We start from the raw sequence: 10,136 nt of genomic DNA on the forward strand, positions 1-10,136 counted from the left end.
GCCGCCGGGGCGTCCTCGGGAAGGCCGCCGACGGCCATCAGGCGGGCCATCAGCGCGGAGGACGGGCCGGGCGTGCCGGTGCGGGTCAGCATGTGCTTGACGGCGCGGGCCTCGTCGACCTCGGCGAGGCAGTGCGGGCAGGTCGCCAGGTGGGCCTGGACGCGGTCGCGCGAGTCGTGGCCGAGCTCGCCGTCCAGGAAGGCGGAGAGGCGCTCGCCGAGGTGGTGGTCCTCGGCGGGTGCGGCGGGGCGGACGGGAAGCGCGTGCAGCGCCGTGTCCGCGGGCAGTGCCACCGCGGGCAGCACGGGCTCACCGGGTTCGTCGCCTCCGCGACGGCCCGGCAGGGCCCAGCCCCGTCGGTTCGGGGACCGGTCGGAGGCGTCCGACCGACCCGAACCGGACCGGCTGGTTCCGCTCACGACCGCCTCCGTCCGCGCCCACCGGGCGCGACCGCGGCCTCGACCGCGCCGACGCCGACCGGCACCGGCTCCTCCGAGCCGCCGCGGCGCTCCCGGCCGGGGGCCGAGCCGGGGGCGCGGTGCTTGAGCGCGGCGCGCAGGTGCGAGCGGCCGCGGTGGATGCGGCTGCGGACGGTGCCGAGCTTGACGCCCAGCGTGGCGGCGATCTCCTCGTAGGACAGGCCCTCGATGTCGCAGAGCACCACCGCGGCGCGGAACTCCGGCGCCAGGGTGTCCAGCGCCTGCTGCACGTCGGCGTCGAAGTGGGTGTCGCTGAAGTGCTGGGCCGGGCTCGGCTCGCGGGAGGCGAGCCGCTCGGCCGCGTCCTCGCCGAGCGCGTCGAAGCGGATGCGCTGGCGGCGGCGGACCATGTCCAGGAAGAGGTTGGTGGTGATCCGGTGCAGCCAGCCCTCGAACGTGCCGGGGGTGTACGTGGACAGCGAACGGAACACCCGGACGAAGACCTCCTGGGTGAGGTCCTCGGCGTCGTGCTGGTTGCCCGTCAGGCGGTAGGCGAGCCGGTAGACGCGGGCGCTGTGCGCCTCGACGATCTCCTCCCAGCTGGGCGGAGTCCAGGTCTGCGCGTCGGGACCCTCGGTGAAGGTCGCGAGGGCGGGGGCCTCGGTGGCGCCGCCGGCCGGCGTCGCGGCCACGGGCTGGTCCAGGTCGGAGTGCGCAGGCTGGTTCATCACGGGCTTCGGCGTACGGGCTGACGCGGTGCCGCGGGAGTGCCGCCGCACAGGGACGTCGCCCTCGGCCACACCTCCTCGGTCGGCTCTTCTGCCCAGCAGGGCCACCACCATATCCACCTCACCCGTCAAGCCCGGATAAAAGTGCCCGGGAGGTCTTCCGCACCCGGTCCGTCCTGACAACGGCCCGCCGCCGTACGCGGTTCCCGGTCGGCCAGTAATCTGTGCCAGGAAATATCGACATCCTTCGGCACCGGGCCTCGCCCGGGGCTCCGAAAGAGGCAGCCATCAGCGAGTTCGGGCCCGCGCACGCGGCCCTCGCCGACACCTACGTGAGCGAGGACGCCGTGCTGACCTACGCCCGGGCGCAGTCCGCGCGGACCGGGATACGGGCGATCGGACCGAGCGGCGGGGCCTGCCTGCGGCTGCTGGCCGCCGCGCTGGACGCCAAGGCGGTGGCCGAGATCGGCACCGGCACCGGGGTGTCCGGGGTCTACCTGCTGCGCGGAATGCGGCCGGACGGCGTGCTCACCACGGTCGACTCCGAGCCGGTGCGCCAGCAGCTGGCCCGCGAGGCGTACCAGGCGGCCGGGTTCGCGGCCAACCGCTCCCGATTCATACCGGGCCGGGCGCTGGAGGTGCTGCCCCGGCTCGCCGACGGCCAGTACGACCTGGTGTTCTGCGACGGCGACCCGGTCGAGTCCTGCGAGTACCTGCGGGAGGCGCTGCGGCTGCTGCGGCCGGGCGGGATGGTCTGCTTCGAGGGCGTCTTCCAGGAGGGCCGGCTGGCCGAGCCGGAGCTCCAGGACCCGCAGACCGGCGCGGTCCGGGACCTGGTCCGGGACGTGCGGGAGAGCGAGGCCCTGCTGCCGGCGCTGCTGCCGGTGTCGGACGGGCTGCTCTGCGCCGTCAAGCGCTGAACGTCAAGCGCTGAACATCAAGCGCTGAGCGTCACGCGCCGAGCCCGGCGCCCCTTCGGGCCCGGGCCCGGGCCCGGGAAAACGTGCGGACCCGGGCCGACATGACGTCGAACCCGGGCCCGGCAGCACATCTCCAGGAGATGGCGAGCACCTGCTGCGGTCAGCCGCAGGCCTTCTTCAGGGCCTCGCCGAGGGCCTGGGCCTCGTCCGGCGTGAGCTCCACCACAAGGCGTCCGCCGCCTTCGAGCGGAACGCGCATGATGATGCCCCGTCCCTCTTTGGTGACTTCGAGCGGGCCGTCACCCGTCCGCGGCTTCATGGCCGCCATGCTCGTTCCCCTTCCTGCAACCGCTCAGCTACGCACCGGCAGTCCGTCCACCGCCGGTATCGAACGCATTGATCGGAAGCCATTATCCCGCATGCCACGGGCTGATGACCAACATCACTCTCGGTGCAACCACGACCGGACCGCCCCCAACCGCCGCAAACCACGTCATAAGCCCCGGCGTGGCGGTGGTGCGGACACCGCCCGAAGGTGCGATACCTCACACTCCCCAGGCCCCCGCGTGCTCCGGCATCCTGACACACACGACCGACAACGCCTCGATCCCGGGAGCCCTCACCCATGTCCGATTCCGTGCTGTACGAGCTGGACGGCGGCCTGGCCGTCATCACCATCAACCGCCCGGAGGCGATGAACGCGCTCGACGTCGCCACCAAGGTCGCGCTGCGCGACGCCGTGACCGCCGCGGCCGCGGACCCGGCGGTGCGGGCCGTCCTGCTCACCGGAGCGGGCGAGCGGGCGTTCTGCGTCGGACAGGACCTGAACGAGCACCTGGCCATGCTGAAGCGGGCCGAGGAGACCGGCGAGGGCGCGCTGCGGACCGTCGGCGAGCACTACAACCCGCTGGTGCGGGCGCTGGCCGGGATGCGCAAGCCGACCGTCGCCGCGGTCGGCGGGGTGGCGGCCGGGGCCGGCGCCTCGCTCGCCTTCGCCTGCGACTTCCGCGTCCTGTCCGACCGGGCCGGCTTCAACACCGCCTTCGCCGGGATCGGGCTGACGGCCGACTCGGGCGCCTCCTGGACGCTGCCCCGGCTGGTCGGGCACGCCAGGGCCACCGAGCTGCTGATGCTGCCCCGCACGGTCAAGGCCGCCGAGGCCGCCGAGCTGGGCCTGGCCACCAGGGTGGTGCCGGCCGGGGAACTCGCCGCCACCGCACGGGCCTTCGCCCGCGAGCTGGCCGAGGGCCCGACCGTCGCCTACGGCGCCATCAAGGAGTCGCTGGCGTACGGCGCCTCCCACTCGCTGGACGAACTCCTCGACAAGGAGGACGAGTTGCAGACGCTGGCCGGCGACAGCGAGGACCACCGGATCGCGGTGCGCGCCTTCATCGCCAAGGAGAAGCCGACGTACCTGGGCCGCTAGGGCCGGTGTCCGGGTCCGGACCGGCCGGCCCGGACCCGCCGGTCAGCCCTTGGCGCCGGTGCGGACGTGGCAGTCCGCCAGGTGGTCGTCGACCAGCCCGCAGGCCTGCATCAGGGCGTACGCGGTGGTCGGGCCGACGAAGCGGAAGCCCGCCTTCTTCAGCGCCTTCGCCAGCGCCGTCGACTCCGGCGTGACGGCCGGCACCTCGCCCATCGTGCGGGGGGCCGGCCGGCCCGGTTCGGCGGCGAACTGCCAGATCAGCGCGTCCAGGCCGCCCGCCAGGTCGCGGGCGACCCGCGCGTTGGCGATCGCCGCCTCGATCTTGGCCCGGTTGCGGATGATGCCGGCGTCGGCGAGCAGGCGCTCCTTGTCCGCCTCGCCGAACTCGGCGACCTCGGCGATCCGGAAGCCCGCGAACGCGGCCCGGAAGCCCTCGCGGCGGCGCAGGATGGTCAGCCAGGACAGGCCGGACTGGAAGGCCTCCAGGCAGACCCGCTCGAACAGCGCGTCGTCGCCGTGCACCGGGCGGCCCCACTCGGTGTCGTGGTAGACCCGGTAGTCGTCGGTGGAGTCGCCCCAGCCGCAGCGGCGCAGGCCGTCCGCGCCGAGAACCGCGCCCCCGGCCGGGTCGGTCACTTCTCCGTCCCCGGCTTCGCGTCCTCGGGGGCGTGCTCCCCGGCCGGCTGCTTGGCGAGCACCACGGCCGGCTCGACCACCTGGGCGAACTGCTCCAGGCCGGGCAGCGGTTCGGCCGCCGGGTCGGGGGCGCTGGTCGCCTCGACGGCGCCGCGCAGGTGGGCGGCGGCCTCCAGCTCGGCGATCCGCGCGTCGCGGTAGGCGAGTTCGGCGCCGAGGCGGTCCAGGACGTCGTCCACCTCGTCCATCCGGTAGCCGCGCAGCGCCATCGGCAGGCGCAGCTCGTCCACGTCCGCCCGGCCCAGCGGGCGGTCCTGCGGCAGCCGCGCGGAGATCCGGTCCGGTGCCGCCTCCGACATCGAGCCGCCCCCGCCGAGCGCCACCAGGGCGGCACCGCCGACCACCACGGCCATGGCGACCACGATCACCCAGAACACGAGCTGTCCTCCCGAACTCCCGGCCGGTCCGCTATGTGGTGGCAGGCAACCACACTGATCATGACAGCATGGTCCCTTAGTGAGGCCGGGGGCCATCATCGCACCCGCAGGAGCTCTGGAGGAGACATCGGTGGCACTGCGCCTGGGACCGCGGGAATTCGGTGACGACGAGCTGGTGATCATGGCGATCGTCAACCGGACGCCGGACTCGTTCTTCGACAAGGGCGCGACCTTCGCCGACGAGGCCGCCTTCGCCGCCGCGGACCGCGCGATGGCCGAGGGCGCGGCGATCCTGGACATCGGCGGGGTGAAGGCCGGGCCGGGCGACGAGGTCACGGTCGAGGAGGAGCTGCGGCGCACCGTGCCCTTCGTGGCCGAGCTGCGCAAGCGCCACCCCGAGGCGGTGATCAGCGTGGACACCTGGCGGCACGAGGTCGGCGAGGCGGTCTGCGAGGTGGGCGCGGACCTGCTGAACGACGCCTGGGGCGGCGTGGACCCGAGGCTCGCCGAGGTGGCCGCCCGGTACGACGCCGGGCTGGTCTGCACCCACGCGGGCGGCGCCGAGCCCCGTACCCGGCCGCACCGGGTCGGGTACGAGGACGTGATGGCGGACATCCTGCGGGTGACCGTGGGGCTCGCCGAGCGCGCGGTGGAGCTGGGCGTGCGGCGGGACGCGGTGGTCATCGACCCGGGGCACGACTTCGGCAAGAACACCCGGCACTCGCTGGAGGCCACCCGGCGGCTGCCGGAGATGACCGCGACCGGCTTCCCGGTGCTGGTCTCGCTCTCCAACAAGGACTTCGTCGGCGAGGCCCTGGACCGGCCGGTGAACGAGCGGCTGCTCGGCACCCTGGCCACCACCGCGGTCTCGGCCTGGCTGGGCGCGCGGGTCTACCGGGTGCACCAGGTCGCGGAGACCCGCCAGGTGCTGGACATGGTCGCCTCGATCCGGGGCACCCGCCCCCCGGCGGTCGCCCGCCGGGGGCTGGCGTGAACCCTCCTGTCGGCGCTCGGCTCGCCTCCGGGGCGCTCGGACCCGGTGCCGACGTTCGTCGCTCCGGCGCTCGTCCCTCGCTTGTCGCTCCTCGCTTTCGGCACCGGCGCGACCCTTCGGCTCGCTCGCGCTAGATCTCGTTCGCGGGCCGGCGGGCGTCGGCGAGGATCTTCATGACCTCGTCGATCTCGTCGGTGATGTGGAACAGCTCCAGGTCGTGCGGGGCCGCCTTGCCCTGCGCGACCAGGGTGTCCTTCAGCCACTCGTAGAGGCCGCCCCAGTAGGCGCTGCCGTAGAGGATCACCGGGAAGCGGGTGACCTTCTTCGTCTGCACCAGGGTGAGCGCCTCGAACAGCTCGTCCAGCGTGCCGAGGCCGCCGGGCAGGACCACGAAGCCCTGCGCGTACTTCACGAACATCGTCTTGCGGACGAAGAAGTAGCGGAAGTTCAGCCCGAGGTCGACGAACTCGTTGAGGCCCTGCTCGAAGGGCAGCTCGATGCCGAGCCCGACGCTGAGGCCGCCCGCCTCGGAGGCGCCGCGGTTGGCGGCCTCCATCGCGCCCGGGCCGCCGCCGGTGATCACCGCGTAGCCGGCCTCGGCGAGGGCCCGGCCGATGGCCACGCCCGCCTGGTACTCGGGCGAGTCGACCGGGGTCCGGGCGGAGCCGAAGACACTGATCGCGGGCGGGAGTTCGGCGAGGGCGCCGAAGCCCTCGACGAACTCCGAGGTGATCCGCAGGACCCGCCACGGGTCGGTGTGCAGCCAGTCGGTCGGACCGGTGGTGTCCAGCAGGCGCTGGTCCGTGGTGCTCGTACCGACCTGGTCCCGGCGCACCAGCACCGGGCCCTTCTGCTTCTCGGGCCAGGCCTTCTTCTTCCGCGGCGCACCGACCTGCTCGGGGCCGTGGCCGTAGTGCTTCTCGTCTCCTGTGCCTGTCATGACGAAACCCTACGCCCGCCCTCCCCCGTTTTCAGGCAACGGGGGAAGGTCGGTTGAGTATCCGGAAGGTGGCGTTCGACTGCTGATCGGACGAGCGTCGCCGGCAGCGGCTCAGCTGGTCAGCCAGGCGCGCATCCGGTCCTCGACCTCGGCGATGGCGCTCAGCGAGCAGTACTCCTCGCGCTTGTGCGCCAGGTTCGGGTCGCCGGGGCCGTAGTTGACCGCCGGGACGCCGAGCGCGCTGAACCGGGCGACGTCGGTCCAGCCGAACTTGGCCCGGGCCTGGCCGCCGGTGGCCTCCAGGAAGGCCTGGGCGGCCGGCTGGGAGAGCCCGGGCAGGGCGCCCACGGCGAAGTCGGTGACGGTCAGCTCGAAGCCGTCGAAGACCTCGCGCACGTGCTTCTCCGCGTCCACCTCGTCGCGGTCCGGCGCGTAGCGGAAGTTGACCGTGACGACGCACTCGTCCGGGATCACGTTGCCGGCCACGCCGCCGTCGATCCGGACCGCGTTCAGGCCCTCGCGGTACTCCAGGCCGTCGATCTCCACCCGGCGCGGCTGGTAGTTCTCCAGCCGGGTGAGCACCTCGGCGGCGTGGTGGATGGCGTTGTCCCCGAGCCAGCTGCGGGCCGAGTGGGCGCGCACGCCGGTCAGCCGCACCTGCGCCCGCAGGGTGCCCTGGCAGCCGCCCTCGACCATGCCGCCGCTGGGCTCCATCAGCACCGCGAAGTCGCCGGCCAGCCACTCCGGGTGGTCCTTGGCCAGGTGGCCGAGGCCGTTGCGGGAGGCCTCCACCTCCTCGCAGTCGTAGAAGACGAAGGTGAGGTCGCGGTTGGGCTCGGGCACCGTGGCGGCGAGGCGCAGCTGCACGGCCACGCCGGACTTCATGTCCGTGGTGCCGCAGCCGTGGAGCAGGTCGCCCTCGACCCACGAGGGGAGGTTGTCGGCGATCGGCACGGTGTCCAGGTGGCCGGCCAGGACGACGCGCTCGGCCCGGCCCAGGTTCGTCCGGGCCACCACGTTGTTGCCGTGGCGGTCCACGGTGAGGTGCGGGTAGCCGCGCAGCGCGGTCTCGATGGCGTCGGCGAGCGCCTGCTCGTCGCCGCTCACCGAGGGGATGTCGACGAGCCGGGCGGTCAGCGTGCCGCCGTCGAGAGTGAGGTCCAGGGGCGTCGGGTTCGAGCTGCTCATGGGAGCCAGCCTAATCCGCGGCCCGGTCCGGCCGGTGCGGCGGTCCGCGACGCGGACCGGGGCCGCCTCGGTCGGCGCGCCCCCCGGCTCCCGGAGGCGAGTGGGCGGGTGACGGCAACCGGAAGGCGCCGCACATCCGTCCGAGTGGGTACGGTGTCGGATCAAGGTGCAGGCGCGAGAGGGGCGACGGTGGCCAGGAGAAGGAGCAGCGAAGAGCTGGGCGACGAAGAGGAGCCCACTCGCCGCCGCGGGCCGCTTCGCGCCCTGCTGATGGTGATCGTCGGGCTGCTCGGCCTGGCCATGGTCGCCGGCCTGGCCGTGGTCGGGATCTGGTGGTTCGGTTTCAAGCCCGGCGCGTCCGAGGAGTGCTCGGTGAAGACGGCGGCCGGGAACGGCACGCTGGAGCTGCCGCAGGCCGCCAACGCCGCGACGATCGCCGCGGTGGCGCGTTCGCGCGGGCTGCCGGACCGGGCCACCACGATCTCGCTGGCGACCGCCATGCAGGAGTCCAAGCTGCGCAACCTCGCGGGCGGCGACCGGGACTCGATCGGCCTCTTCCAGCAGCGGCCGTCGATGGGCTGGGGCACCCCGGCGCAGATCTCGGACCCGGTGTACGCGACCAACAAGTTCCTGGACGGCCTGGTCAAGGTCCCGGGCTACACCCGGATGCCGCTGACCGACGCCGCGCAGACGGTGCAGAAGAGCGGTTACCCGCAGGCCTACGCCAAGCACGAGACCAAGGCGACCCTGCTCACCTCGGCGCTGGCCGGCCGGGAGCCCGCCTCGTTCTCCTGCGTGGTGCACGACTACGCCAAGCCGGACCCGGCGGACTCCGCCTCGGCCGCGCCGGGCGCCACCCCGGGCGCCACCGCGGCCCCGGCCGCCGCGCCGGACCGGGCCCAGGTGCTGTCCGACCGGGTGCGCCGGGAGTTCGGCCGCACGGTGACCCCGGCGACCGGCTACACCTCGACCATCAAGGGCGCCGAGAACGCCGTCTCGCTGACCCCGGACCCGGCCACCGCCGCCCTGACCTCCTCGCCGGACGCGGGGGCGGCGGACGGCGGGGTGAGCGCCGAGCGGGCGAGCGGCTGGGAGGTCGCCCACTGGGCGGTCGCCCAGGCCCAGCAGCTGGGCATCGCGACGGTCGCCTACGACGGGAAGATCTGGCGCAAGTCCAAGTCCGAGGACGGCTGGCAGAACCAGACCTCGGGCACCTCGACCAAGCTCGTCCAGGTCACGCTGGCCCCGGCCGACAAGAGTTGACGCACTGGTGTTCGGGTTGCCGCCGGACGGGTGATTCCGGTCAACCCCGATGGACCGGCCGCCCGCTCCGGCGAACCCGGTTGGAGAACCGTCACTCCCCTTGACCGGGGCGGTTCGACGGCGTCCGACCGGGCCGGTCGGGCAGCGCTGCCGTGGTCGTACGATCCGATGGTCGGCCAGGAAGATTCCTTGCGTCGGCCGAAACCTTCTGGCTTCTCAAGCGGTAACAACGTCGTCCGCCCGGTCGTCCACGCCCGGTCCTTTGGCGGACGGGACGGACCCAGACCCCTTCGAGGAGCCCCATGTCTCACCCCCTCACGCGCCGGATCGCCCAGGCCGCGCTCGTCGTGGCCGCCGGAGCGACCCCGCTTCTCGCGGCCGGCTCCGCGTCCGCCCTGGGCGGGGACGCCCTGCTGCCCAAGAGCGACCTCGCGGCACCGCTGGGCCAGCTGGCCAACACCGACACCGGTTCCACCCTCCAGCACACCACCCACCAGCTCGGCCAGGCCGCCGGGACCACGGGTGCGGCCACCGTCGCCGCCGGCGTACCGGCCTCCGCCGACGCCGCCGGAAACATCGTCGCCCAGCAGCTGCCCGAGGCCAACGAGAAGGCCGGCTCGCTGACCGCCCCGGTCGACCAGACCGCGGCGACCGCGGGCCAGCTCTCCTCGGTCACCCCGAAGGTCGCCTCGTCTCTGGCCGGCAAGCTCGGCGAGGCCGTCACCGGCAAGAGCGCGGAGACCCGCAGCGCCACCGCCGGCACCGGCCCGCTCGGCGGACTCACCCAGGCGGGCTCGGTCACCCAGGCCGTGCCCGGCGCCGAGACGCTCACCGGCGCCGTCCCCGGCGGCACCGCCGTCGCCGACGCGCTGCCGGTCGGCGCGGTGCAGCGCGCGCTGCCGCTCGGCTCGGTCGAGCACGCCCTGCCCGCCGAGCTGCCCGCCACCGACGTGCTCGGCCTGGCCGAGCACGGGTCGGCCAACCGCCTCGGCGGTGCCGACCTCGGCGCGAACAGCCCGCTGTCCGGCCTCACCGGCGCGCTCGGCCCGCTCGGCGGCCTGCTGGGCGGCCTGGGCGGCGGCAACCTGAGCGGCGGCAGCCTCAGCGGCCTGCCGCTGTAACCCCCGCCGCCGCACAACCCCCGGCTCGGGGAGAACCCCGAAGGGGGCCGGTGTCCGTGACACC

Annotated in this window: 12 protein-coding genes; 5 read left to right on the top strand and 7 right to left on the bottom strand. The window is 73.9% G+C overall.

Annotated elements, in window-relative coordinates:
- Positions 1–293: zf-HC2 domain-containing protein (locus ACFU7Z_RS27605; protein WP_380780345.1), on the bottom strand; the 293-nt coding region annotated here is incomplete at its 3' end.
- A gap of 122 nt (positions 294–415) precedes the next feature.
- Positions 416–1,147 carry an RNA polymerase sigma factor SigE gene (gene sigE, locus ACFU7Z_RS27610; protein ID WP_049655634.1) on the bottom strand — a complete coding sequence of 244 codons (732 nt, stop codon included), beginning with the start codon at positions 1,145–1,147 and terminating at the stop codon, positions 416–418.
- 287 nt (positions 1,148–1,434) lie between these two features.
- On the opposite strand from sigE, the gene ACFU7Z_RS27615 reads away from it, so the two are divergent.
- Positions 1,435–2,067, top strand: a complete 633-nt coding sequence (locus ACFU7Z_RS27615) for an O-methyltransferase (protein ID WP_049655642.1) — start codon at positions 1,435–1,437, stop codon at positions 2,065–2,067.
- Positions 2,068–2,227: 160 nt separating this feature from the next.
- Here the strand turns inward: ACFU7Z_RS27615 and ACFU7Z_RS27620 are convergent, their stop codons facing one another.
- Complete coding sequence (locus ACFU7Z_RS27620) at positions 2,228–2,395, bottom strand: DUF3117 domain-containing protein (protein ID WP_074001376.1); 168 nt, start codon at positions 2,393–2,395, stop codon at positions 2,228–2,230.
- A 297-nt stretch (positions 2,396–2,692) separates the two neighbouring features.
- Here ACFU7Z_RS27620 and ACFU7Z_RS27625 point away from each other — a divergent pair, with 297 nt between their 5' ends.
- Positions 2,693–3,493: an enoyl-CoA hydratase-related protein gene (locus ACFU7Z_RS27625; RefSeq protein ID WP_074001375.1), complete on the top strand. Its 801-nt coding sequence runs from the start codon at positions 2,693–2,695 to the stop codon at positions 3,491–3,493.
- Positions 3,494–3,535: 42 nt separating this feature from the next.
- Here the strand turns inward: ACFU7Z_RS27625 and ACFU7Z_RS27630 are convergent, their stop codons facing one another.
- Both ACFU7Z_RS27630 and ACFU7Z_RS27635 read right to left on the bottom strand, forming a co-directional pair.
- A complete protein-coding gene (locus tag ACFU7Z_RS27630; RefSeq protein ID WP_380745398.1) occupies positions 3,536–4,129 on the bottom strand; it encodes a DNA-3-methyladenine glycosylase I in 594 nt (197 codons plus the stop codon).
- A complete protein-coding gene (locus ACFU7Z_RS27635; RefSeq protein ID WP_380780347.1) occupies positions 4,126–4,566 on the bottom strand; it encodes a DivIVA domain-containing protein in 441 nt (146 codons plus the stop codon). Before ACFU7Z_RS27635 ends, ACFU7Z_RS27630 begins: the two co-directional genes overlap by 4 nt.
- A 181-nt stretch (positions 4,567–4,747) precedes the next feature.
- On the opposite strand from ACFU7Z_RS27635, the gene folP reads away from it, so the two are divergent.
- Complete coding sequence (folP, locus tag ACFU7Z_RS27640) at positions 4,748–5,560, top strand: dihydropteroate synthase (RefSeq protein WP_380780350.1); 813 nt, start codon at positions 4,748–4,750, stop codon at positions 5,558–5,560.
- A 130-nt stretch (positions 5,561–5,690) separates the two neighbouring features.
- Here folP and ACFU7Z_RS27645 read toward each other — a convergent pair whose 3' ends face one another.
- Both ACFU7Z_RS27645 and dapE read right to left on the bottom strand, forming a co-directional pair.
- Positions 5,691–6,500, bottom strand: coding sequence for a TIGR00730 family Rossman fold protein (locus ACFU7Z_RS27645; RefSeq protein WP_049655631.1), 810 nt, complete (start codon positions 6,498–6,500; stop codon positions 5,691–5,693).
- A gap of 111 nt (positions 6,501–6,611) precedes the next feature.
- Positions 6,612–7,688 (bottom strand): succinyl-diaminopimelate desuccinylase, encoded by a 1,077-nt coding sequence (gene dapE, locus ACFU7Z_RS27650; protein WP_375874138.1) that lies wholly within the window; start codon positions 7,686–7,688, stop codon positions 6,612–6,614.
- A gap of 189 nt (positions 7,689–7,877) precedes the next feature.
- Here dapE and ACFU7Z_RS27655 point away from each other — a divergent pair, with 189 nt between their 5' ends.
- Both ACFU7Z_RS27655 and ACFU7Z_RS27660 read left to right on the top strand, forming a co-directional pair.
- A complete protein-coding gene (locus ACFU7Z_RS27655; protein ID WP_181970669.1) occupies positions 7,878–8,951 on the top strand; it encodes a hypothetical protein in 1,074 nt (357 codons plus the stop codon).
- Between the two features lie 302 nt (positions 8,952–9,253).
- Positions 9,254–10,072, top strand: coding sequence for a hypothetical protein (locus ACFU7Z_RS27660; protein WP_380745404.1), 819 nt, complete (start codon positions 9,254–9,256; stop codon positions 10,070–10,072).
- Positions 10,073–10,136: the final 64 nt, after the last annotated feature.

It is taken from the genome of Kitasatospora sp. NPDC057518, assembly GCF_042802075.1.
Lineage (GTDB): Bacteria > Actinomycetota > Actinomycetes > Streptomycetales > Streptomycetaceae > Kitasatospora.

Coding starts and splice junctions, on each gene's coding strand:
- folP (WP_380780350.1), top strand. CDS start 4,748: ATGGCGATCGTCAACCGGACGCCGGACTCGTTCTTCGACAAGGGCGCG.
- ACFU7Z_RS27620 (WP_074001376.1), bottom strand. CDS start 2,395: ATGGCGGCCATGAAGCCGCGGACGGGTGACGGCCCGCTCGAAGTCACC.
- sigE (WP_049655634.1), bottom strand. CDS start 1,147: ATGAACCAGCCTGCGCACTCCGACCTGGACCAGCCCGTGGCCGCGACG.
- dapE (WP_375874138.1), bottom strand. CDS start 7,688: ATGAGCAGCTCGAACCCGACGCCCCTGGACCTCACTCTCGACGGCGGC.
- ACFU7Z_RS27660 (WP_380745404.1), top strand. CDS start 9,254: ATGTCTCACCCCCTCACGCGCCGGATCGCCCAGGCCGCGCTCGTCGTG.
- ACFU7Z_RS27625 (WP_074001375.1), top strand. CDS start 2,693: ATGTCCGATTCCGTGCTGTACGAGCTGGACGGCGGCCTGGCCGTCATC.
- ACFU7Z_RS27645 (WP_049655631.1), bottom strand. CDS start 6,500: ATGACAGGCACAGGAGACGAGAAGCACTACGGCCACGGCCCCGAGCAG.